Genomic DNA, 21,759 nt, shown 5'->3' with positions numbered 1-21,759 from the left:
TCACTCCGGCTCCGGTTCGGCGCGCTGCGGACGATACGTCCGGCTGATCGCCTTCCAGGTGCCGGCGCGGAACCGGGCGACGTTGACGACCATCGGAACGAGCGTCTCCGCGACGAGCGCGAGCAGCAAGCCGGCGACCCCGAGCGCCGTGACGCTACCGAGCCACGCGACGGGGAGCGCGACGAGGTAGAGCCCGGCCAGCGTGGCGACGAGCGGGACGTTCGTATCGCCGGCTCCGCGGAGCGTGCCGGTGACGGTGCCGTCGACGCCCAGCGGGACCGCGCTGACGACGGCGACACGGACGAACGAAGTCGCAACCGAGAGCCCCTCGCTCCCGACGAAGACGGCGGCGACCGGGCGGGCGAACACCGCGACGACGGCCGCCGTCGACACGTAGACCACCACGGAGAGCTTGGTGATCTCCCAGCCGTAGGCGGCCGCCGTCGCCTCCTCACCCCGGCCGAGCGACTGGCCGACGAGCGTCGAGGTGGCGATCGAGAAGCCCCAGCCGAAGCTGTCGAGGAGCGCACGGACCTGTCGCGCGACGCCGACCGCCGCGACCACGAGCGGGCCGAAGGTGGCCGCGATCGCCAACAGCGGGAAGACGGCGGCGGTCTGTGCGACGCGCCGGGCGACGAGCGGTGCCGAGACGGTCACGAGCTGCCGGCACAGGTCCCGGTCCGGGAGCCGAGCGAACGTGACGGGGACGGGGCTCGCCCCGCGGCCACCGTACGACCGCCCGGACAGCCCCCACGCGAACGCGACGGCCACGAAGACGGTCGACAGCGTGGTCCCGATCGCCGCGCCGGCGACGCCGTACCCCGCCCCGAGGACGAGGCCGCCGCTCAACACTACGTTCAGCAACGCGCCGGTCGTGCGCAGCGCCATCGGCGTCAGCGTGTCCCCGACGCCGGCGTACGTCCGCGAGGCGACGAGGTTCAGCGACTCGAAGAACAGCCCCGGGGCGACGATCGCCAGGTAGGTCGCTCCGTAGCCGAGCGTCGTCGCGTCGCTCCCGACGAATCCGACGAGCGGCCGCGACCCGACGACTAACAGCCCGACGAGCGGCAGCGCGACGATCCCGGCGAGCAACAGGCTCGCCTCGACGGTCCGGGAGGCGCGGCCGACGTCGTCCCCGCCGTAGTTCTGTGAGACGAGCGCGATGGTCCCCCCGGCGAGGCCGACGAAGACGAACTTCCCGACCGTCCAGTACGCGTTCGCCAGCGTGAGTCCGGCGACGGCGGTCGGCCCGATCGCGATGCCGACGATGGCGAGGTCGACCGTCCGTTTCGACATGATCGCAAAGCCGGTCAGGATCCGGGGCCACGCTAGGTCGGTCGTCTCGTGGAGCCGCCGCTCCTCGATGACTCCCGCGGTGGCGAGGAAGGCGGCCAGGGCGGCGGCCAGACGACGGGGTCGCACGTCCGTGGATTCGTGAGCGAACGGATACGCGTTTTCATCGACTTTAGCGGGCGCTTCGGCGCCGACGCATCCTTGACCCCCAGCCCGGACGCATCAGCCGGACTGCTCTCCGAGCGTCCGTAGTCGCTCGACGGTCCGCCCCACGAGGTCGACGAGGACGGGTTTCGGCGGGCGGTTGAGCGCGGATTCGTACGTCGTCTCGACGCCCTCCAGCGGGTCGAGAGGGCGGGCGACTCTCCCTCCGCGTCGGCCGCCCGCTCGTCGGCGACGCCGTAGGCGACGAGGTGGCTCTCGGCGGTTATCTCGATTTCCTCGCCGGCGACGCTCCGGCGTCGAGTCTCCGAGAGCTCTTCGTGGTCGGCGCTCGGGTAGTCGAACTGCTCTATTCCTCCGGGAGTGAGCCCGGCGGGAACGGCGGTGAACGTCTGCCGTGTGACGCCGCCACACCCCGCGAGCGATGCGGTGACGCCCGCGCTCGCCGTCGCCCGCAGCAGTCGCCGTCGGGTCACGCCCGTCAACTGGTCCGATCCGGTTCCTCTTTCGGCATTGTCTGTCTCCTCTCGTTCCATCCGGCCCATCGGGTCAACAGGTCGTGTGAACGATCAGCACACTTCTGCCTCTACGTCACGGTCCACCTACATGACTGTTTGGCCGACTGTTTCTCTCGCGAACAGGCCACTCCTGACGTCGAGGTGAGGGGCCGAGGATCCCGGATTCACCGGCGAGCATCCCGTGAGCTCCCAACGAGCGTGCGGCGACTGTCGCAGACGAAACGGTCAAACCCGACACCCGCGAAGGAGCCGATAGCGAATGCTCACGAAGCGAATCATCCCCTGTATCGACGTCGACCTCGACGACGAGGGCAACGCGGCAGTCTACACCGGCGTCAACTTCGAGGATCTCAAATACACCGGTGACCCCGTCGAGATGGCCAAACGGTACAACGAAGCCGGCGCAGACGAGTTCGTCTTCCTCGACATCACCGCGAGCGCGGAGGGCCGCGAGACGATGCTCGACACGGTCTCGCGCGTCGCCGACGAGGTGTTCATTCCTCTCACGGTCGGCGGTGGCATCCGCACGAAGGAGGACATCAAAGAGACGCTTCGGGCGGGCGCGGACAAGGTCTCGATCAACACCGCGGCGCTCCAGCGCCCCGAGATTATCGACGAGGGGGCACGCGCGTTCGGTTCGCAGTGTATCGTCATCTCCGTCGACGCGCGCCGGCGCTACGACGACGAGGGCGAGTACTACGAGCAGGTCGACGGCGAGTCGTGCTGGTTCGAGTGCACGGTCAAGGGCGGGCGCGAGGGAACCGATGTCGACGTGGTCGAGTGGGCCACCGAAGCCGAGTCACGCGGGGCGGGCGAACTGTTCGTCAACAGCATCGACACCGACGGCACGAAGGACGGCTACGACATCCCGCTGACGAAGGCGGTCTGCGACGCGGTCTCGACGCCGGTGATCGCCTCCTCGGGTTGTGGCGGCCCGGAGCACGCCTACGAGGTGTTCACGGAGGCGAACGCCGACGCGGCGCTCGCGGCGTCGATCTTCCACTTCGACGAATACACCGTCCGCGACGTCAAGGAGTACCTCGACGAGCGCGGGGTTCCGGTGCGGCTCGAAGGCTGAGCCGCGCGCGAAAAGCCCCGTTCAGTGGGCCGCCTCGAACGCCTGGCGGAACGCGTTCGTGGTGTCCTGTACCCGTCCCGCGGCGTCGGCGAGCGCGTCGAGGGGGTCGACGCCGGGTTCGGTCTTCAGCGTCAGGATCGGTTCGGTCTGTCCGCCGGACTGTTCGGGGTTGACGTCGTACGTCGCCGCCGCGACGCCGGGCGTCTCCAGCAGGCTCCCCTTGAGGACGTTCATGAACGTGTGGTCCTCTCCCGCGACCTCGATGCGGAGTTGCTCGTCGGTCTTGTCGATGACCCGCAGTTCCATACCTCTCCTTCCCCGGTGACGTGTTTCAACGTTTCGTGTCCAGCCGGTGGGCGTCGTTCGTGGCGCGCGAGAGCGTTCGTCGGAGTGATGAGTCGCGGACGGAACGATCACGGTCGCCACGGCGGCGATATGCCAGGCCCTCCCCAGCCGATTCCGTCACTCGTTCAGTCAGCCCTCGCGCGTCGGCCCGGCCGGAGTCGGGCCGGCCGCGCCACCGCAGGTCGGTCGAGGCGTAGCTTCGAGCTGTGCTCCCGGTGACCGGCACGCAGGATCGCTCGAACGCCGACCGACTCAAATCTCCGGAAACAGCGATCCGACGTCCACGTCCTCGTCGATCAGCGCGTACGCGTGGCCGTCGCGGTCGACCACCCCGGCTTCGTGCAGGTGATCGAGGTGCGCCCAGGCCTCGCCGGGACCGTGGAGGATGTGGATGCGTTCGAGTTCCCCGAACAGGTGCGCGGAGACGGTCCAGACGTCACAGGGGCCGTGTGTCGAGAGCACGTCGACGACCCGGCCGGTCCGTTCCCTGTGGTGGTCGAGGATCGTTCGGGCCCGCTCGACTGGTGTGTCGATCGGGTCCCGGTGACCGGGCCACGCGCGGGTCCACCCGGCGTCGACGACGCGTCCGAGGCTCTCGACGTACTGCTGGAGCGGCGAGTCGACCCGGAGATCCGCGCCGCCGACGTTCGGCGTGTACTTCGGGAGGATCGCGTCCCCGACGAACGCCTCGCGACCCTTCGCGGCGTCGAAGTCGAACCCGCAGAGCCCGGCGGCGTGGCCCGGCAAGTGGACGATGTCGAGGTCGTACCCCCCGATCCGCAGGCTTTCACCGTCGGAAAACGGGGTCACGTCGACCGCGTCGCCCTGGACGTCCGCGTGCGCGTCGAGGAACGAGCGCAGCTCCGCCCGGGGCCCAGCGGGGATCCGCCACTCCTCGAACCGGCGTGTCTCGATGTCGTGGTAGCGATCCCACGCTGTCGGGTCGCCGGAGACGAGTTCGGCGTCGGCGTCGTGGACCCGGACCGTCGCGCCGCTTTCGGCCTGTATCTCCCCCGCGAGTCCGGCGTGGTCGGCGTGCCAGTGCGTGAGAACGACCTCGTCCACGTCCGCGAGTTCGTACCCGAACTCCGCCAGTCCCGCCGCGAGTTCGTCGCGCGTGTCGCGGGTGGCGACGCCGGCGTCGACGAGTCCCAGCCCTCCGTCCGTCCCGCCGAGGACGTAGACGGCGTTTCGTCCCTCGAACACCGTGTTTCCGAGTTGGATACGGCGCACGGTGAGGTCCCGACACCCCTCGTTCGGGTTCGCGTTCGGATCCGTAGCCATGCTCCTCGTCTCCGTGGCGTCGTAATGAGGCTTTTCACCGCTCGGGAGCCGCCGGAGCCGACTCGCGGGCGTGAGCCGTCGCTGTGGACGGAGAGGCAAACGGGGACCGCAACGATGGCGGGCCCCGGACTGACCAAGCCACTGCAAGGAGCACCAGTCCTGCAGGTGCCTGACGCGCCCGGCGGAGTCGATACCACGCGCGCCAGGAGTTTGTTACGTGGATGTATTAAAAAAGGTAGTGTTACCGCCAATTACGACCACTCGATCCGCCACGTACTAGAACATCGTGTTATTGCTTGCCATATTATTGGATACTGGCAAACCAAAATCGAATACCTCACGAACGTCCGGGTAAAACGGCGTCGGCGGACGCGGCTTGACTTCCGACTCTGTCGTGTCCCAGTGGTCGGCTCACGGTCCGCCCGCTCGCCCCCCGTCTCCCGTGCCCGTCTCAGCCGACGGTCGCTGTCACCCCCATCGTCGCCGTCACCGGACGTGGTACGGCTGATCGCCGGCGATGAAGCGCCCGAGATCGACCTCGCGTCGGTAGTCGGTCCGCTGGAGTTCCTGGAGCCCGGCGACGAGACGGTCGTGGTCCTCGTCATCCCACTCGGCGGGGTCGCGAACGGGGACGACGAGAAAGCCCGAGCCGCGGAGTTCGGTTCCGTGTAACGCCGCCATATCCAGCGGCGACGTCACAGATCGGGCGGTGTAGTTCCGCAGGACGTGCGCCGTCGCCCGGGCCCCGACCGGGAGCAAGACGTGTGCGGCGATCGCCCGGAGTTCGGCGTCGAGGTACCGCTCCATCTCCGTGTACGACCGCTCGTCCGGCTCCTCGCCGTCCGGCACGCACATGTGGAGGTACGAGAGGTACGTCTGGTCGACGCGCGGTTCGTCGCCCGTCGTTTCGAGGAGGCCCGCGGCTTCGAGCGCGGCCTGGAGTCGGTGCCCAGCGTCGTTGGTGAAAGGGACGCCGGTGTCGATACCCCCGTGGACGCCCGGGTGGTCACCGACGACGTGGAAGTGCGCGTTGGCGTCGCCGTAGCCGGGGACGAACCGCTCGCACGACGGCTCCATTCCGAACGGGTTGCTCGTTCGATCCGTGACGTTTCTCACGCCCCAGGGTAGGACCGACGGCTGTTAAATCGACGCGGTTTCGAAACGGCTGAGGCGAGGAGACGGCGCTCCGTCGGCGGGGACGGGCCTGGAGGCGACGGCGCCGTGGACGAGCCGAACCGTGAGGCGACGACGGCCCGCGACGGGGGACAGCGACGGCTACAGTTCGACGCCGGAGGGGATGAGACTCTCCGACCGGAGGAGGTTCCCCTCGGCGTCGTAGACGAGGAACGTCTGTTTCTCGTAGACGACGAGGTCGTCGCCGTCGAGCGAGATCTCCACCCGGTACCGACCGTCGTCGGCGTCGGCCGTCCGGCCGTACTCGCGGGCCGCCCGGATGAACCGGAAGACGTCATCGGCCGCCTCGTTGAGTTCGAGGACGAAGTCGCCGGTCACTCGGTTCGTGACCCCGACGACGCCGGCGGCGGCGTCGGTGTCGAGCGGATCGACGAGGCGGAACGCCACGTCGGTCTCCGACGCCGAGAGGAGGTCACCATCACCGCCCGTGAGGCGCTCTGTGAGCAGTTCTTTCGGGCCATGGAAGTCGATACGCACCAGTGGTTTGTGGGGCTGTTCCCCCGCGTCGACCCAGTCGACGTCGTGGACGTCCAACGTGAAGTAGTCGCGCCTCATTCGACGGATGGGGCTAGGGTATGCCCCCGTATGAACGTAACGCCCGACGCCGACAGCTTTTTTCGCCCCGGAGGTGGCTACGAGGTATGGTCTGGGTCCGCTCGGAGTACGCCGGGGAACTCGCCGTCCTGTCGGCGTGGCTGTCGGCGTTCATCCCCTGGAACGTGATGCTCTCCTCGGTGGCGGGCGGAAGCGTCCTGTTCGTCCGGTTCGTCTTCGTCCAGGTGCGGTACACCTACGGTGTCCCCTTCGCCGAGGGCGTCGCCGTCTCCGATCCGCTTTCGGCCGTCTCGTTTCAGGCCGGCAACTCCATCGCGGTCGCCTACCAGGCGTGGGCGGTCGGTGCCGGCGTCTTCGGCGTCGTGTTCCTCCTCTCGATCGCGTACTACCTCGCCGAAGCGCGGGTCGAGGCGCTCCCCGTCGACCCCGTCCGCCTGATCGGTGCGCTCCTCGGCCTCTCGGGGGCCGTCCTCGCCGCCGCGACGTACCTCCTCACCACCCGCGGCTTCCCGGGCGTCCCTCTTCCCATCGGCGTCGTGTTCCTCCTCGTCTTCGCGGGCGTGCTCCTCACGATCGATCGGACGGACTGACCGTCGATGGATCGACTGCCGATCGAGTATCACCTCTGATACCCGCTGGGCCGGACTTATGTACCGACGCGGCGGACGCTCTGACGATTGGTACGAATGTCCGGACAGACGACCGAGGGGGAGGCCGCACGGACGGCCCCGCGGGCGGGGCTCCGTGACCGGATCGAGCAGTTCGTCGAACTGCTCCGGGGAACCGACTACGAGACCCAGCCGTTCCGTCCGGCGACCGACGGGCCGCTCGCCTCGTTCGACCACCCGCCGGGTCACCGCGAGGTCGACCGGTACTGGGTCAACGCGCCGTACGCGTACGTGGTCGTCACCTACGACCGCGAGGCGTCCGAGCACCAGTATCACGTCGTCGAACCGGACGTCGACGAGTTCACCGCGACGCTGCTCGACCGCGTCCGCCGGGACATCCGCAACCCACTGTTGTACGGCGACGACGACGATCCGACCGGCGAGTCGACGCTCCGGGCCGAACTCTCCGACCTGATCGGCCAGTACGGCGTCGCCGTCGACGTCGCGACGTTTCACGCGATGGTCTATTACCTGTTCCGCGACTTTCGGGGGTACGGTCGGGTCGACCCGCTCATGCGGGACCCTCACATCGAGGACATCTCCTGTGACGGCTACGACCTCCCCGTCTTCGTCTACCACGACACATACTCCGACATCGAGACGAACGTCGTCTTCGACCGGGAGGAACTCGACCACTACGTCGTCCGCATGGCCCAGCGGTCGGGCCGTCACATCAGCATCGGCGACCCCGTCATCGGGACGACGCTCCCGAACGGGTCGCGCGCTGAACTCGTGTTGGGCGAAGAGGTCACGCCCCGCGGCTCCGCGTTCACCCTCCGAATGTACGCCGACGAGCCCTTTACGCCCATCGACCTCATCGACTACGGGACCTTCTCGGTGGAGCAGATGGCGTACCTCTGGCTCTGCATCGAACACAACAAGTCGCTCATCTTCGCCGGCGGGACCGCGTCGGGCAAGACCACGTCGATGAACGCCGTCTCGATGTTCATCCCCCCGCGGGCGAAGGTGCTGTCGATCGAAGACACCCGCGAACTCTCGCTGTACCACGACAACTGGCTCTCCTCCGTGACGCGACAGCGACTCAACGAGGGGACCGACATCGACATGTACGACCTCCTCCGGTCGGCACTCAGACATAGACCGGAGTACATCATCGTCGGCGAAGTGAGAGGAGAAGAGGCCGTCACGCTGTTTCAGGCGATGAACACGGGCCACACGACGTTCTCGACGATGCACGCCGACAGCGTCGAGACGGTGATCAACAGGCTGGAGAACGAACCGATCAACGTCCCGCGGCCGATGATCCAGTCGCTCGACCTTCTCCTCGTCCAGACGCTCACCCGCCTCGAAGACGAGCGCGTCCGCCGGTCGAAGGCGATCGGCGAGATCGGCGAGATCGACCAGCGGACGGGCGAACTCGACTACGCGAACGCCTTCTCGTGGAACACCGAGGCCGACCGGTTCGAGCGTCACGACAGCACGCTCCTCACCGAGATCCGCAAGGACCGCGGATGGACACAGGCGCGGGCCCGCCAGGAACTCAGAGAGCGTGAGCGGTTCCTCCGCTTTCTCTCCGACCGCGGGGTCACCGACTACCGCAAGTTCACCGCACTCGTCAACGAGTACTACGCCCACCCCGACGAGATCATCGACCGCATCGACGAGGCCGAGGGCCGGTGAACCGGCGTGGTCCTCGTCTATCTCCCGCTCGTGGCGGCCGTCGGCCTCGGTCTCCTCGTCGCCCTCGCGCCCGTTAGCTCGACCGTCGATCGGTTGGTGTCGGCGGCCGCGCTGTGGCTCTTCGGCGACTACGTCTCCCGCGACACGCCCCGCCACACGGCGGAACTCGAACGGATGCAGGCCGCCCACGTCGACGGGACCCACCGCCAGTACGCCGCGCGCACGGCGTTCGTCGCGCTGGTCGTCGGCCTCGTCGGCTCGACCGTCGGGATCTACGTGGTCGCCGGGGCGCTCGTCGTCCTCTCGGTGAACTCGTCGGCCATCGGTGTGTCCCTCCCGCCGGCGCTCGACGTCGTCAGCGGTTCCGTGCGTCCGTCGATCGAGTACGGTCGGCTCCTCCTGTTCGCCGCCGGCGCGGGCGTCCCCGTCGGGGCGGCCCTCGCCGGGGCCACGTACTGGGCGCGGTGGCTCTACCTCGACCAGGTGGCACAGACGAGACGGAACCGGATCGACGCGTCGCTGCCGCGGACGGTCGCGTTCGTCTACGCGCTGTCGCGCTCGGGGATGCCGTTCCCGATGGTGCTGGAGACGCTCGCCGACAACCAGCACGTGTACGGCGAGGCCGCGACGGAGTTGGCCGTCGCCGTCCGCGAGATGGACACGTTCGGGACCGACGTCGTCTCCGCGCTCCAGGCCGCCGGTGACCGCTCGCCGAGCGAGGCGCTCGAGGAGTTCGCCGAGAACCTCTCCAGCGTCCTCTCCAGCGGTCGGAGCCTCTCGTCGTTCCTCCACATGCAGTACGAACGCTACCAGGAGGAGGTCGAAGCACAACAGGAGAAGTACCTCGACCTCCTGGCCGCGTTCGCCGAGATCTACGTCACCGTCCTCGTCGCCGGCCCGCTGTTTTTCATCACCGTGCTCGTCATCATCGGCCTCGTCATCAGCGACACCCTCCCGCTCATCCAGTTCATTACGTATCTGGGCATCCCGCTCGCGACGCTCGCGTTCGTCGTCTACATCGACAGCATCACCCAGGGACTCCGCGGCCCCGGCTGGAAGAGCAGCCTCGACGTCTCGACCGACCGCGTTCCCGACCGCCGGCTCGCGTCGACCGGCGTCTCGATCGCCTCCGACGGCGGGACCTCTGCCCGGGCCCGAACGGCGCTCACCCGCCTCGACGCGTACGACCGGCTCGAACCCGTCCGCCGGTGGCTGTCGGAGCCGTTCCAGCAGCTCCTCAACCGACCGACGGCGACGGTCTACTTCACCCTCCCGCTGGCGGGGCTCTGGGTCCTCTGGCGCGTCGGCTTCGACGCGCTCTCGCCCTCGGGCGCCGCGGCGACGCTCGGCTCCGCGTCGACGCCGGATCTGACCGCGCTCGTCGCGGCGGTCGACGAACCGCTCATCGAGGTCGCCGTTTTCGTGCTCGTCCCGGTCTCGCTGGTGTACGAGCTGCGCAAGCGGCGGTACCGCGACTTCGAGAACGCGACCCCGGACTTCCTCGACCGGATGGCGAGCGTCAACGAGGCCGGGCTGACGGCGATCGAGAGCATCCACCGGGTCGCGGGGACCGACCTCGGCTACCTCGGCGACGAACTGCAGAACGTCTCCCGGGACATCTCCTGGGGGGCGGACGTGTCGACGGCGTTGCGGCGGATGGCCAGCCGGACGCCCGCGCCGTCGCTGAACCGCTCGATGACGCTCATCACCAACGCGATGCGGGTCAGTGGCGACATCTCGCCGGTGCTCCGGATCGCGGCCAACGAGACGCAGAGCGCGCGCCGCCTCCGCCGCGAGCGCCGCCAGGAGATGATCACCTACCTGCTCGTCATCTACCTCTCGTTTTTCGTCTTCCTCGGGATCATCGTCGCGCTCACCGTCTCGTTCATCCCCGCGATCGAGGAGGCGGCCAGCGCGTCGGTGCTCGACAGTGACACCATCTCGGTCGGGATCTTCGCCGGACTGCGCGACGTCCAGACCGAGGGCTACCGGCTCATCTTCTTCCACATCTCGGTCGTCCAGGCGGTGTGCTCGGGACTCGTTGCGGGGCAGCTCGGCGAGGGCAGCGTCTACGACGGCCTGAAACACGCGCTGGTCCTCCTCGCTGTCGCCTACGCCCTCTTTACGTTCCTATGAGCCGACGGCCGCCCTCGCCACGGCGGCCGGTTCACGCTGCCCCCCGCCCCGCGGGCCGACGCCGGCACCGGCACCGACATCGGCACCGGCCTTGGAGTCCACGGCGTTCCGCCCCCTTTTGTACCCTCGCGCCGACCCTCGGGTATGGCCGACGGCCCCGGTGAGACGTACGACCGCATCGCCGCCCATTTTTCCGCCACGCGGGAGTACGCCTGGCCCGAGGTCGAGACGTTCCTCGACGGACGAGGCGGCCGACGGGCGCTCGACCTCGGCTGTGGCAACGGTCGCCACACGGAACTGCTCGCCGGCCGGGCCGAAACAGTCGTGGGGTTCGACCTCAGCCGCGGCCTCCTCGGGGAGGCGCGGAGCCGTGCCACGGAGCGGGGGTTCGACGTCGGACTCGTCCAGGGCGACGCCGCGGCGCTGCCCCTCCGTCCCGACCGGTTCGACTTGGCCGTGTACGTCGCGACGCTCCACCACCTCCGTCCCCGGTCGCGTCGCCTCGGGAGCCTCGACGAACTCGCGCGCGTGCTCGCCCCCGGCGGCCGGGCGCTCGTGAGCGCCTGGGCGACGGTCCACGACCGCTTCGCGGACGAGCACGGCGACGCGGACGAGGGGTTCGACACGCACGTCGACTGGACGCTCCCCGGCGGCGAGCGCGTCCCCCGTTTTTACCACATCTACGCGCCGGCGGAGTTCCGCGCCGACCTCGACGCGAGCGCCCTCTCGGTCGCCGAGACGTTCGTCTCCAGCGGGAACTGCTACGCTGTGGTGGGGTCCGCGGTAGCGACGGACTGAGCGACGGTCGGTGTCGAGTCGCCATCGTCGGGGCGTCGGGGCGGCGGCACGAGGACGCCGAGTCCGTGAGGGTTGTCAACGTGTGTCGGCTGGTCCGGATCGGCGCACGAACGTCCGACGTTTAAGCCCACGCAGTCCTATCTCCAGACGATGGCTGATTCGTCTACCCTCAGGGAGTTCGAGGTCGTAGTGATCGGCGGCGGCCCCGCGGGGCTGACGTCGGCGCTGTACACCACGCGACTGGGACACGACACCGCGCTGATCGATCGCGGTGGGGGTCGCGCCGCGATGATGCTCGACACGCACAACGTGATCGGCGTTCCCGAATCGGTGTCCGGAAACGAGTTCCTCCAGACCGCCCGCGACCAGCTGGAGGAGTACGGTACCGACCTCGTCCGTGACTTCGTCACCGAGGTCTCCCACACGGACGACGGGCGGTTCCGTCTCGCCGGCAACGACGGCGAGTACGTCGCCGAGCAGGTCGTGCTCGCGACCGGGTTCAACGACGAGCGCCCGGAGCCGCCCCTGCCCCGAACCGGTCGCGGGCTCCACTACTGTCTGCACTGCGACGCGTACATGTTCGTCGACGAGTCGGTGTACGTGATGGGCCACTCGGACTCGGCGGCGTACGTGGCGATGATCATGCTCAACTTCACCGACGAGGTGGACGTCCTCCTCCGGGGCGACGAGCCAACGTGGAGTGACGAGACCGACCGTCTGGTTCGTGCACACCCGGTCGACATCGTCGAGGAGGAGGTCGTCGGGCTCACGAAGGACGACGACGGCTGGCTGGAGAGCTTCGAGTTCGAGGACGGATCGGTCCGCGAGTACCGGGGCGGTTTCGCGATGTACGGCTCGAACTACAACACCGGCCTCGCCGAGCAGTTCGGCGTCGAACTGAACGACGACGGCACGGTCGACGTGGACGATCACGGCCGCACGTCGGTCGACGGCGTCTACGCCGTAGGCGACATCGTCCCCGGACACAACCAGATACCGGTGGCGATGGGGATGGGCGCGAAGGCCGGGATCGCCATCCACATGGCCCTCCGGGAGTTCCCCAAGTCGCTCGACGAGATCGAGAGCGAGGGCCCGGTCGACGGCGAGGCCGTCCCCAGCATCTCCGACGAGTTGCGCGAGACGGCGCGCGCCCACGGCGGCGATTAGAGCGGGCGGGTCGAAGTCGGTCTCGGTGATTTCGCCGTCCGGTTTTCGTTGCTCTGATGCAGAGACGCTTCACTCGAAGGACGCTGATGGCACCGTTCTACCGAGCGAACACGTGGGGTACGGAAACCGGAAACCGGTCGCCAGGGTGTGGGCACCACGGGCCTCCCCAGCCGAGTCGCGCTCTCACTCGCGCTGCTCGGTCGGTCGCTCATCCCTCGCGCGATGACCTCGCGGCACGGGAGCCGCGAGGCCGCGCACCACCGCACCGACGAGTAACGTAACACCCTTATTCCGGGGTTGGGTACGGGAGGGTGAACGCTCCACTTCGGCGCGCGAGCGAACGAAGTGAGCGAGCGCGCCGGTGGTCTAGTGGTAGGACCTGAGCCTTCCAAGCTCATGGCCCGGGTTCGAATCCCGGCCGGCGCATGCCGTCTCGAACGACAGTGAGAGACGTGTCTGCGCACCGATGGCGATTCGAACCCTACCGGTCGCAGCGCCCGAGCGAAGCGAGGGCGACCGTCCGGTTTCGGTTCGAATCCCGGCCGGCGCACTCTGCGAGGAACGGACGTGACGAGCGAACGCGCCACGTAGGGATGCTGAACCCGACGAGTCGCAGTCCGCACAGCGGAGCGAGCAGGAACGTCTCGGCTCGGTTCGAATCCCGGCCGGCGCAGTTCAGTCGCGGAGTCGTAGCGCGGAGAGGTTTCTCGGGCGTTCGTTGACACTCACCGGAGTTCTCCGTGGTTGGAACCAGTCGGCGACCGGTCCGTCTCCGTGGGGGAATGGGAGGGAGCGTGTGACACGTCGTGTCCCTCCGAAAGAATGTACGGAAATGATGGATATAACGGTTGTGTTGTGTGGCGTCGGGCGCGGTGGACCGACCGGCGGTGCCGTCGGACGTTTCCGAGGTGCTTTGCACCCGGCCCTCGTTGGCGCAGCCATGTCACTGGACGAAACCGACACGCTCGACGAGACCGACACCCCGGACGAAACGCTCGCCGAACTGCTCGCCGGCAACGCTCGCCACGTCGCCCGGGCCGATGCGGCGGCCTTCGACGCCGTCCGCGACGCCCAGCATCCGCCCGCGGTCTCTGTCTGCTGTTCGGACTCGCGCGTCTCACAGGAGGGGATGTGGGACGTTTCGGAGCCGGGGACGCTGTTCACCGTCGCCAACATCGGCAACCGCGCGACGACCACCGTCGACGGCGAGCGCGTCCTCGACGGCGGCGTCGCCTATCCGGTGACGTTCACCGATACGGGGCTCGTCGCGATCGTCGGGCACACCGGCTGTGGGGCCATCACGGCCGCCTACGACGTCGTCCAGGGCGAGACCGACATCGCGGACCTCCCGCCGGGCGTCCGCCAGGATCTCGGGTCGCTCGTCGCGTGTATCGAGCGCGCGCCGGTCGATCTCGACGGGCCGACGGACGCGGTCGTCGACCGACTCGTCGAGCACAACGTCGGCGAGCAGGTCGAGTTCGTCGCCTCGCGGACCGACGCGTCGGTGTATGGCTTCGTCTACGACTTCCACCACCGGTACGGGGACCGCGACGGCCGGACCTACCTGGTCGCGGCGGGCGACGGCGACCCCGCGGACGCCGTCTCGACCGACAACCGCGACGCCGTCCGGTCGCTGCTGTAACTCGACTCACTCCGAGCGCGCCTCGGCGACGGCCGCCGAGAAGGCGCGAGCGTTCTCCGTGACCGTCTCGAACTCGCCCGCGGCGACCGCGTCGCCGGGGACGAGCGCGCTTCCGGCCCCGACGACTTCCGCGCCCGCGCGGATGAACGCGCCCACGTTGTCGGCGTCGACGCCCCCGGTGGGCATGAGCGGGATCTGCGGGAGCGGGCCCTTGATCCCGCTGAGGTGGCCCGGGCCGCCGGAGGAGGCGGGGAAGATCTTCACGAAGTCCGCGCCGGCCTCGTACGCCGAGAGCGCCTCCGTCGGCGTGAACGCCCCCGGCGCGACGAGCGTCCCGTAGCGGTTGCAGGCGTCGATCACGTCGGGTTCGACCGTCGGTCCGACGACGAACTCCGCACCCGCGCGGATGGTGTCAAGCGCCGTTGACGCGTCGAGGATGGTTCCCGCGCCGACGACCACCTCGTCGTCGAAGCTTCCAGTGACCGTGTCGATCATCGACAGCGCGTCGGCGTTGTCGGCCGTGATTTCGACGGCCGTGACGCCGCCCTCGCGGAGGGCCTCGACGGTCTTCATCAGCGTGTCGGCGTCGGCACCGCGCATCACCGCGACGGTTCCGCTGTCCGTGAGTCGCTGCATCACGCCGTGTTTCGGGAGGCTCATGCTCGTGGCTCCGCCCGACGCGGTATTAAAACCCGGCCGGTTCGACGCGCGTGCGTGCGCATCGGCGACCCTCCCCGACGGAAAAGTGTGGTACCGCACGACAGCGTCATATCGGCTCGGCACTTACCCGAGGTAAGCGTCACAGTCGACCGGCTGTCGACCCTCGACAGCGCGGTCCGGGGACGCACACGTGCCACATGTACGCCGCGATCGATTACGAACGGTTGTACCGTGACACCATCCCCTCGGTGGTGTCGATCTACGTCGGACGCCGCGGGCCCGCGATGGGCGCGGGTTCCGGGTTCGTCTACGACGCGGCCGCGGTGGAGTCGCTCGGTGTCGGGGACGCGGACACCGACGCGGACGAACACGCCGTGCGCTACGTCGTGACGAACGAACACGTCGTCAGGGGCGACACTGACGTCGAGATCCGCTTCGCCGACAGCCAGTGGCGGACCGGCCGCATCGTCGGGCGCGACGCGTACACCGACCTGGCCGTAATGCGCATCCCCGACGCGCCCGAGACGGCCCGGCCGTTGCCCGTCGCCACGGAGAACCCCACGCCGGGTCGGCCGGTGGCGGCGCTGGGCAACCCGCTGGGGCTCGACGGCTCCATCTCCGCGGGGATCGTCAGCGGGGCGAACCGATCGATGCCGACCTCGGGCGGGTTCGCTATTCCGGACGTCGTCCAGACGGACGCGCCGATCAACCCGGGGAACTCCGGCGGCCCGCTCGTCGCGCTCGCAATGGCGGACGACGAACCCACCTACGAGGTCGTCGGGGTCAACAGGGCCCGTCAGGGCGACAACATCGGCTTCGCAGTTTCGCCCGCCATCGTCACGCGGGTCGTTCCGTCGCTCGTCGCCGAGGGCCGCTACGGTCACTCGTACCTGCGCACCCGGACGCTCGACGTCACTCCCACCGTCGCGACGGTGAACGGCCTCGACGAAGCTCGGGGGGTGCTCGTCGTCGACGTCGCCACCGGCCCCGCGGCGGGTGATCGTCTCCGGCGGTCGACCGGGGCGCGGACCGTCCGCGGCCAGCGTGTCCCCACGGGCGGCGACGTCATCGTGGGGATCAACGGCCGGGAGCTCCGGTCGCACGAGGAGCTCATGCGGTATCTCATCACCGAGACGCGGCCGCGTGAACCGATCGACATCGACGTGATCCGCGACGGCCGGCCCCGGACACTCTCGGTCGTGCTGGGCGAACGCCCCGACCCCAACGGGCGCGTCACGGTGCACTGATCGCGGGTCGTCGCGGGTCACGACTCCCGGGAATGGCTCTGCCGAGGGTCTCAGAACGTGCGAGGAATCACGAACCGAGCGGAGAGCATGGGCGGGATAAAGAGCGTCAGGGAACCAGTTGACGAAACCACGACGCGACTCACGGTTACGAGCGGTCGATACGTCCTCTATCCAGTCTGCCAGCCGACGACCTTCTCGAACCCGTACGTGAACCCGAGAAAGACGACGGCAAACACGAACCAGCGGAACACATCGAACGTGCCCGTAAACGCGAGGACGTTGAAAATATACGACAACGACGCGTCGACGAGCGAAGCTACGTAGAGGTTTCGTCGGACGTTCGTGGGGAGTACTCCAACGAACGTCGGTTAATTCTTCTCCCGACGGGTGCCAGTTCGGGTCGACCCGACCAACCGTCGGAACCGATCACCGTCCGAGGGGTCCGACGAACGCCCCTCCGAGAATCAACACTGATACCTCGACACGAACGCTCAAGCCGTCGGCCACTCGCATGCCCGTATGGACCACACTCGACGACGGCTGCTCGCGGTGACGTCGTCGCTCACGCTCCCGGCGCTCGCCGGGTGTACCGGACTGGTCGGTGGCGGCTCGGGGGGCGACAGTTCGACCGGAGAGAACAGCGACGACGGCGGCACCGACGGCTCGAACAGCGAGCAGACGGCGACCGCGACCGCGACCGCGACGCCGGAGCCGCCACAGAACCGGGCGTTCCTCGACCGCACCCGGGCCGTGATGGACGAGATCAGCTGGTTCGGTTCCGAGTACGAGCGAGCGAGGCGGCAGTACTTGCTCCAGGTCAAACCCGTCCAGGAGACGGTCGCGGAGCTCAGGGAGCGAAACACGCTCGCGGCGGCCGACGTTTCCGAACTCCGGGCGAAAACCACAAGCCTCGCGACCTACGTCCGCGAGGAACTGGCACCGCACTTCGAGCTCGAACGACGCCTGCGCAACGGCGAGAACACGTTCGTCCGGGACTTCGCCGCGGCCGTCGAGCGGGACGACACCCAGGCCAGTCAGGACGCACTGGGTCGGCTGTCGGTGTTCTACAACCGGATCACCGCGGACGCGTACATCGAACAACACCTGTCGGCACACCCCATCGAGGAGCCGCTGCACGGGCTCTTGCAGTCGAGTTCGGAAGGACAGGCAATCTTCGGCGTGAGCTACCCGCCGGGGGACAACTTCACGACGCAGACGTTCTCCGACGAGTACAGCGACCGGAGCGACGACGTCGCCCGCCCACACGCCCACACGTTCCCGACCGGGCAGACCATCTTCGACCACGCCCACCAGTACGGCGCGAACCACGACATCAACGACCACACGAACGAGCGGCCCGACGGCCTGGTGTACACGTTCTCGCAGGGTGCGGTCGACATGATGAAGGACACGAAGGCGTGGCGCGAACGCCTCGCCGACTACGAACCCGAGTACACCAACGTCTTCGACGCGGTCGTCGCCCGCGACGGGCGCGAGGACTACGCGTACGTGATGGCGAACAAACTCGTGACCGATCAGTCGAAGGAGGCGCAGTTCGGTGGCCGACCGATCTTCCTCCAGCGGTTCGAGAGCGAAGAGCGCGCGGTGTCGGCGCTGAACACGCTCATGGAGACCACCCTCGGCGACGACGGGACGACGACGCTGGCCGGCCGCGAGTGGCGGCGGGTGTACTACGACTACGACGGGGCGAACCTCTACGCGAACGTGCTCCAGGTGGGCGAGTTCGTTCTCGCGACGAGTGTCTCGCCGGAGCCACACACCGACCGGACCGAGAAGGATCAGTGGCCCGAACAGCTCACACTCTCGTGGCTGGGGATGGAGGTCTCCGAGGGCGAGACGACCGAGACGGGCGGGTAGCGCCCGACGCCCGCGACTCCCGCGGTTCGATCTCTGTTGTACTCACTCGGTCCAGGGCACCGCCGCCGCGCCCACGACGAAGACGACTGTCGCGAGCGCCGCGAGCACCGCGAGGGGGAGTGTCCAGTCGCCACCCGAGAAGGTGAGCGCCCGCACGCCGCGGGCGAAGTACGTCAGCGGCGACAGCGCGGTCACCGGACGGAACCACGCCGGGAGCAACTCCGGCGTGACGAACGTCTCCGAGAGGAACAGCAAGGGGAGCGCGACGGCGTTGCTCGCGGCGATGACGCCGTCCTGCGAGCCCGCGAGGCGGCCGATGAGCGCCCCCAGTCCACAGAAGAGCGCCACGCCGAGCACGACGAACGGGACGAGCGCGAGCGTCGCCGGGGCGAGCGGCACGCCCGCCCCCGTCACGGCGACGACGAGCACGAGGAGCAAGAGCGCCGCGAGGCCGATGACGACCGCGTTGACGAGCGTGTGCGCGAGGAGCCACTCCGTGCGCGACAGCGGCGTCGTCGCGAGTTTCTGGAAGCGGTTGCCTTCGCGGTGACGCGCGACGGTCGACCCCACGCGCGACAGCGGGGTGAACAGCACGACGACGGCGAGGTAGCCCGGGACATAGTAGCCCGGGGGCTCCGCGAACAGTCCGCCGCCGGTCGGCTGGGTCTGGACCAGCACGCCGAAGATGAGGACGATGATGACGGGGAAAAAGAAGGTGAAGAAGACGGCGGTCCGGCGGCGGAGAAACGAGTCCCACGCGGCCGTGAACTCCGCGGTGACGCGGTCGCGCCGGCTCATGGCGACTGCCCTCCCGCGTCGACGGCGAGCGGATCGCCCCCGTCGGCGGCCTCCGCTCGGCCGGTCGTGGTCGACTGGTCGCTCTCGGCGCGCGGCCCGAACGACTCGCCGGTGAGCGACAGGTAGACGTCTTCGAGCGACGGCTCCGACCACGCCAGCGAGCCGTAGACGACGCCGGCGTCGTCGAGCACCGACGCCACGTCGCCAATCTCGCGCGGCGCGACCCCGCCCACGACGACGCCGTCGGTCGATCGATCGACGGCGTACGCCGGTTCGAGCGCGGTGCGCGCCGCCGCGGGCGCCGCGGTGTCGATCGTGAGCGTGCTCTCGCCGCCGTGTTCGGCGACGAGTTCGGTCGGGGAGCCGGTTGCGACGAGTTCGCCGTCGCGCAGGAGCCCGACGCGGTCGGCCAGCCGTTCGATCTCGGCCATCGAGTGGCTCGTGAGGAAGACGGTGGTGCCGCCGTCGGCGAGGTCGTCGACGAGCCGCCACACCGCGCGCCGGCCGGCGGGGTCGATCCCCGTCGTCGGCTCGTCGAGAAAGAGCACGTCGGGGTCGTTCACCAGCGCGGCACCGACGCAGGTCCGGCGCTTCTGGCCGCCCGACAGCTTCTCGTACCAAGTGTCGGCCGCGTCGTTGAGGCCCACCTCGTCGAGGACGACCTCCGGATCCCGCGCCGTGTCGTAGAGCCCGGCGTAGTACGAGAGGAGTTCCCGCGGCGTGAGCCGTGCGGCCGGCGAGAACGACTGCGGGAGCAGTCCAAGCCGGTTGGCGTCGACGTCGCCGGGTGCGGTCCCGAGTACGCGGACGGTTCCCTCCACGCCCGTGGTCCCGGTGAGTGCCCGGACGAGCGTCGTCTTGCCCGCCCCGTTCGGCCCGATGAGGCCGAACACCTCGCCCGCCCCGACCGAGAGCGAGACGCCCCGGAGCGCCCGAACGTCGCCGTACGACTTCCGAACCGCGTCGGCGACGAGTACCTCGTCCATACCGTACGCTGACGCCGGTCCGGAAGTAAGGGTTCGGTTTTCGGTTCGTGCCGGGTGATGTCTCCGCTCGTCACGGGGATTAATGTCAATCTAGCGAGGGTAATCGTCGGAGACGCGTCGCGAACGGACTACTCGACGTGACCATGGACGGCGACGCGTGCAGTCCGGGGAGGAAGGCGACCGAGACGGTCGGCAGGGCAGTAAGACCGCCCCAGCCGATTCGGTCACTCGCTCCCTTCGGTCGTCCGTGACCTCGTCCCTCTCGCGCACGTCGCCCGGCGAGGGCGTCGGTCTCGCTGGTTCCCGTTCGAGTGGCTCACGGGAACGCACACGAGTGGCGCGACGTCACGCGCCGCCGCACCACGGGTGACCGGCGCGCGGGAGCGAACGAGTGGAGCGAGTGAGCGACTCGCGCGAGGGGCCTGCTCGCGGCTCCGTCCGCGAGCAACCCGGCTGGGGAGGTGTGAGGTACACTACCGCCCTGGCGGCTGTACTCGTTCGCTGCAACCCACTGCGCTCCGGGCCGAGGGTTCGTCTCCCGGTTCCGAGTGACAGCCACACGTCCCGGACGCGTCGTCTGAACCGGGTCGTCCGAACTCGACCCTGATCACCGACTCCGTGACACGCCCTGGCCCCGTTCGACTCAGCCGTCCAGCCCCGAGACCGCCACCCGCTCGCCGCGTTCGGCGGCCTCGTACGCCGCCTCGGTCAGCGCGACGACTCGCCGGCCGTCCGCGGCGGGTATCTCTAAGTCGGCCCCTTCGGTGATGGCGTCGACGACGTTGCCCAGCTTGCGACGCGTGAGTTCCTCGAAGTCGGGCACGGAGGGGGTCGTCTCGTACGTCACGCCCGCCTCGCAGACGGTGACGGTCTCGCCGTCGAACGAGACGGTGCCGTCGGTCCCCCAGATCCGGAGCGATTCGCCGGGATCGGGGATCGAACTCCCCGCGCCGGAGACGCCGACGCTCGCCGTGAGCCGGTCGGGATCTGCCGTCTCCCGTCCACGGTCCCCCGCCACGCCCTCGGCGTCACGGCGTTCGAGCGAGACGGTGAGCGCGCTGTTGACGTCGACGTCGTGCGTCCGGCGGTCGACGGTCGCGGTGACGGAGACGGGGTCGGCACGGAGCGTCCACAGGAGCACGTCGAGCAGGTGCGAGCCGGAGTCGTACAGCTGGCCGCCGCCCGAGAGCTCGGGATTCGACCGCCACTGGTGTTGCGTCCAGCGGATCCACTCCTGTTCGAGGTGGCCGACGGCCATGTGCGGCCGGCCGATGCGCCCCGAGTCGACGAGCCGTCTGATCTCGCGGAAGCGGGGGTCGAAATGCCGCTGGTAGCCGACCGCGAGCACGAGGTCGTGGGCGTCCGCACGTTCGATGAGGTCGTCGGCGTGGGCGAGCTCAGTCACCATCGGCTTCTCGAGGTGGACGTGGACGTCGCGCGAGAGACACTCCCGGGCCTGGTCGTAGTGGAGCGTGTGCGGCGTGACGATCGCGACGAGGTCGACGGACTCGCCCCCGAGCAGGTCGTCGACGCTCTCGTAGGCGGGGCGGCCGAGTTCGTGCTCGAACTGGTTCCGGGCGCCGGGGGCGGGGTCGGCACCGCCGACGAGGTGGACGTCGTCGAGCGAGTCGAGCACCGACGCTTCGAGCCGGCCGAGGTCGCCGAGGCCGATACAGGCGACGTTGAGCATGTCGGTGGTGGCGGGAGGG

21 protein-coding genes and 1 tRNA gene are annotated in these 21,759 nt (G+C 68.9%); 12 read left to right on the top strand and 10 right to left on the bottom strand.

Annotation, left to right across the window (positions count from 1 at the left end):
• Both NKJ07_RS08925 and NKJ07_RS08920 read right to left on the bottom strand, forming a co-directional pair.
• Entirely contained in the window at positions 1-1,422 is a 1,422-nt protein-coding gene (locus NKJ07_RS08925; protein WP_318570234.1) for an MATE family efflux transporter, read from the bottom strand.
• The gene (locus tag NKJ07_RS08920; protein WP_318570233.1) at positions 1,329-1,991 is read right to left on the bottom strand and encodes a hypothetical protein; all 663 of its coding nucleotides are present in this window, start codon (positions 1,989-1,991) and stop codon (positions 1,329-1,331) included. The genes NKJ07_RS08925 and NKJ07_RS08920 overlap by 94 nt, the downstream gene beginning before the upstream one ends.
• Before the next feature lie 241 nt (positions 1,992-2,232).
• Between NKJ07_RS08920 and hisF the strand changes: the two genes are divergently transcribed.
• Entirely contained in the window at positions 2,233-3,051 is an 819-nt protein-coding gene (gene hisF / locus NKJ07_RS08915; protein ID WP_318570232.1) for an imidazole glycerol phosphate synthase subunit HisF, read from the top strand.
• Between the two features lie 21 nt (positions 3,052-3,072).
• On the opposite strand, the gene NKJ07_RS08910 is transcribed toward hisF, so the two are convergent.
• The 4 genes from NKJ07_RS08910 to NKJ07_RS08895 form a co-directional block, all read right to left on the bottom strand.
• Positions 3,073-3,357 (bottom strand): DNA-directed RNA polymerase subunit L, encoded by a 285-nt coding sequence (locus NKJ07_RS08910; protein WP_318570231.1) that lies wholly within the window; start codon positions 3,355-3,357, stop codon positions 3,073-3,075.
• Positions 3,358-3,648: 291 nt separating this feature from the next.
• The gene (locus NKJ07_RS08905; RefSeq protein ID WP_318570431.1) at positions 3,649-4,629 is read right to left on the bottom strand and encodes an MBL fold metallo-hydrolase; all 981 of its coding nucleotides are present in this window, start codon (positions 4,627-4,629) and stop codon (positions 3,649-3,651) included.
• Positions 4,630-5,166: 537 nt separating this feature from the next.
• Complete coding sequence (locus NKJ07_RS08900) at positions 5,167-5,796, bottom strand: uracil-DNA glycosylase family protein (protein WP_318570230.1); 630 nt, start codon at positions 5,794-5,796, stop codon at positions 5,167-5,169.
• Positions 5,797-5,955: 159 nt separating this feature from the next.
• Positions 5,956-6,429: a DUF5793 family protein gene (locus NKJ07_RS08895; protein ID WP_318570229.1), complete on the bottom strand. Its 474-nt coding sequence runs from the start codon at positions 6,427-6,429 to the stop codon at positions 5,956-5,958.
• Between the two features lie 86 nt (positions 6,430-6,515).
• Here NKJ07_RS08895 and NKJ07_RS08890 point away from each other — a divergent pair, with 86 nt between their 5' ends.
• The 8 genes from NKJ07_RS08890 to NKJ07_RS08855 all read left to right on the top strand — a co-directional run bounded on the left by NKJ07_RS08890 (position 6,516) and on the right by NKJ07_RS08855 (position 14,481).
• A complete protein-coding gene (locus NKJ07_RS08890) occupies positions 6,516-7,019 on the top strand; it encodes a DUF7549 family protein (RefSeq protein WP_318570228.1) in 504 nt (167 codons plus the stop codon).
• Positions 7,020-7,115: 96 nt separating this feature from the next.
• A complete protein-coding gene (locus NKJ07_RS08885; protein WP_318570227.1) occupies positions 7,116-8,738 on the top strand; it encodes a type II/IV secretion system ATPase subunit in 1,623 nt (540 codons plus the stop codon).
• Positions 8,739-8,744: 6 nt separating this feature from the next.
• Entirely contained in the window at positions 8,745-10,874 is a 2,130-nt protein-coding gene (locus NKJ07_RS08880) for a type II secretion system F family protein (RefSeq protein WP_318570226.1), read from the top strand.
• A 144-nt stretch (positions 10,875-11,018) separates the two neighbouring features.
• Positions 11,019-11,672: a class I SAM-dependent methyltransferase gene (locus NKJ07_RS08875; protein ID WP_318570225.1), complete on the top strand. Its 654-nt coding sequence runs from the start codon at positions 11,019-11,021 to the stop codon at positions 11,670-11,672.
• A 150-nt stretch (positions 11,673-11,822) separates the two neighbouring features.
• A complete protein-coding gene (locus NKJ07_RS08870) occupies positions 11,823-12,839 on the top strand; it encodes an NAD(P)/FAD-dependent oxidoreductase (protein WP_318570224.1) in 1,017 nt (338 codons plus the stop codon).
• Between the two features lie 147 nt (positions 12,840-12,986).
• Positions 12,987-13,115 carry a hypothetical protein gene (locus tag NKJ07_RS08865; protein ID WP_318570223.1) on the top strand — a complete coding sequence of 43 codons (129 nt, stop codon included), beginning with the start codon at positions 12,987-12,989 and terminating at the stop codon, positions 13,113-13,115.
• Between the two features lie 79 nt (positions 13,116-13,194).
• Positions 13,195-13,265, top strand: a tRNA-Gly gene (locus NKJ07_RS08860).
• Between the two features lie 514 nt (positions 13,266-13,779).
• A complete protein-coding gene (locus NKJ07_RS08855; RefSeq protein WP_318570222.1) occupies positions 13,780-14,481 on the top strand; it encodes a carbonic anhydrase in 702 nt (233 codons plus the stop codon).
• Positions 14,482-14,487: 6 nt separating this feature from the next.
• On the opposite strand, the gene NKJ07_RS08850 is transcribed toward NKJ07_RS08855, so the two are convergent.
• The gene (locus NKJ07_RS08850) at positions 14,488-15,141 is read right to left on the bottom strand and encodes a bifunctional 4-hydroxy-2-oxoglutarate aldolase/2-dehydro-3-deoxy-phosphogluconate aldolase (protein WP_318570221.1); all 654 of its coding nucleotides are present in this window, start codon (positions 15,139-15,141) and stop codon (positions 14,488-14,490) included.
• A gap of 197 nt (positions 15,142-15,338) precedes the next feature.
• Between NKJ07_RS08850 and NKJ07_RS08845 the strand changes: the two genes are divergently transcribed.
• The 3 genes from NKJ07_RS08845 (at position 15,339) to NKJ07_RS08835 (ending at position 18,266) form a co-directional block, all read left to right on the top strand.
• Positions 15,339-16,388 (top strand): S1C family serine protease, encoded by a 1,050-nt coding sequence (locus tag NKJ07_RS08845; protein ID WP_318570220.1) that lies wholly within the window; start codon positions 15,339-15,341, stop codon positions 16,386-16,388.
• 57 nt (positions 16,389-16,445) lie between these two features.
• A complete protein-coding gene (locus NKJ07_RS08840; RefSeq protein ID WP_318570219.1) occupies positions 16,446-16,712 on the top strand; it encodes a hypothetical protein in 267 nt (88 codons plus the stop codon).
• A gap of 195 nt (positions 16,713-16,907) precedes the next feature.
• Positions 16,908-18,266 carry a hypothetical protein gene (locus tag NKJ07_RS08835; protein ID WP_318570218.1) on the top strand — a complete coding sequence of 453 codons (1,359 nt, stop codon included), beginning with the start codon at positions 16,908-16,910 and terminating at the stop codon, positions 18,264-18,266.
• 42 nt (positions 18,267-18,308) lie between these two features.
• On the opposite strand, the gene NKJ07_RS08830 is transcribed toward NKJ07_RS08835, so the two are convergent.
• The 3 genes from NKJ07_RS08830 to NKJ07_RS08820 all read right to left on the bottom strand — a co-directional run bounded on the left by NKJ07_RS08830 (position 18,309) and on the right by NKJ07_RS08820 (position 21,740).
• Positions 18,309-19,064, bottom strand: coding sequence for an ABC transporter permease (locus NKJ07_RS08830; RefSeq protein ID WP_318570217.1), 756 nt, complete (start codon positions 19,062-19,064; stop codon positions 18,309-18,311).
• Positions 19,061-20,050 (bottom strand): ABC transporter ATP-binding protein, encoded by a 990-nt coding sequence (locus NKJ07_RS08825; RefSeq protein WP_318570216.1) that lies wholly within the window; start codon positions 20,048-20,050, stop codon positions 19,061-19,063. Before NKJ07_RS08825 ends, NKJ07_RS08830 begins: the two co-directional genes overlap by 4 nt.
• A gap of 643 nt (positions 20,051-20,693) precedes the next feature.
• Complete coding sequence (locus NKJ07_RS08820) at positions 20,694-21,740, bottom strand: Gfo/Idh/MocA family protein (RefSeq protein WP_318570215.1); 1,047 nt, start codon at positions 21,738-21,740, stop codon at positions 20,694-20,696.
• Positions 21,741-21,759 lie beyond the last annotated feature (19 nt).

Origin of the sequence: Salinigranum marinum (genome assembly GCF_024228675.1) — an archaeon.
Taxonomy (GTDB): Archaea; Halobacteriota; Halobacteria; order Halobacteriales; family Haloferacaceae; genus Salinigranum; species Salinigranum marinum.
This window is presented reverse-complemented; position numbering and strand designations above follow the sequence as displayed.

Coding starts and splice junctions, on each gene's coding strand:
- NKJ07_RS08920 (WP_318570233.1), bottom strand. CDS start 1,991: ATGGAACGAGAGGAGACAGACAATGCCGAAAGAGGAACCGGATCGGAC.
- hisF (WP_318570232.1), top strand. CDS start 2,233: ATGCTCACGAAGCGAATCATCCCCTGTATCGACGTCGACCTCGACGAC.
- NKJ07_RS08910 (WP_318570231.1), bottom strand. CDS start 3,357: ATGGAACTGCGGGTCATCGACAAGACCGACGAGCAACTCCGCATCGAG.
- NKJ07_RS08895 (WP_318570229.1), bottom strand. CDS start 6,429: ATGAGGCGCGACTACTTCACGTTGGACGTCCACGACGTCGACTGGGTC.
- NKJ07_RS08890 (WP_318570228.1), top strand. CDS start 6,516: ATGGTCTGGGTCCGCTCGGAGTACGCCGGGGAACTCGCCGTCCTGTCG.
- NKJ07_RS08885 (WP_318570227.1), top strand. CDS start 7,116: ATGTCCGGACAGACGACCGAGGGGGAGGCCGCACGGACGGCCCCGCGG.
- NKJ07_RS08875 (WP_318570225.1), top strand. CDS start 11,019: ATGGCCGACGGCCCCGGTGAGACGTACGACCGCATCGCCGCCCATTTT.
- NKJ07_RS08870 (WP_318570224.1), top strand. CDS start 11,823: ATGGCTGATTCGTCTACCCTCAGGGAGTTCGAGGTCGTAGTGATCGGC.
- NKJ07_RS08855 (WP_318570222.1), top strand. CDS start 13,780: ATGTCACTGGACGAAACCGACACGCTCGACGAGACCGACACCCCGGAC.
- NKJ07_RS08850 (WP_318570221.1), bottom strand. CDS start 15,141: ATGAGCCTCCCGAAACACGGCGTGATGCAGCGACTCACGGACAGCGGA.
- NKJ07_RS08845 (WP_318570220.1), top strand. CDS start 15,339: ATGTACGCCGCGATCGATTACGAACGGTTGTACCGTGACACCATCCCC.
- NKJ07_RS08835 (WP_318570218.1), top strand. CDS start 16,908: ATGGACCACACTCGACGACGGCTGCTCGCGGTGACGTCGTCGCTCACG.
- NKJ07_RS08830 (WP_318570217.1), bottom strand. CDS start 19,064: ATGAGCCGGCGCGACCGCGTCACCGCGGAGTTCACGGCCGCGTGGGAC.
- NKJ07_RS08825 (WP_318570216.1), bottom strand. CDS start 20,050: ATGGACGAGGTACTCGTCGCCGACGCGGTTCGGAAGTCGTACGGCGAC.
- NKJ07_RS08820 (WP_318570215.1), bottom strand. CDS start 21,740: ATGCTCAACGTCGCCTGTATCGGCCTCGGCGACCTCGGCCGGCTCGAA.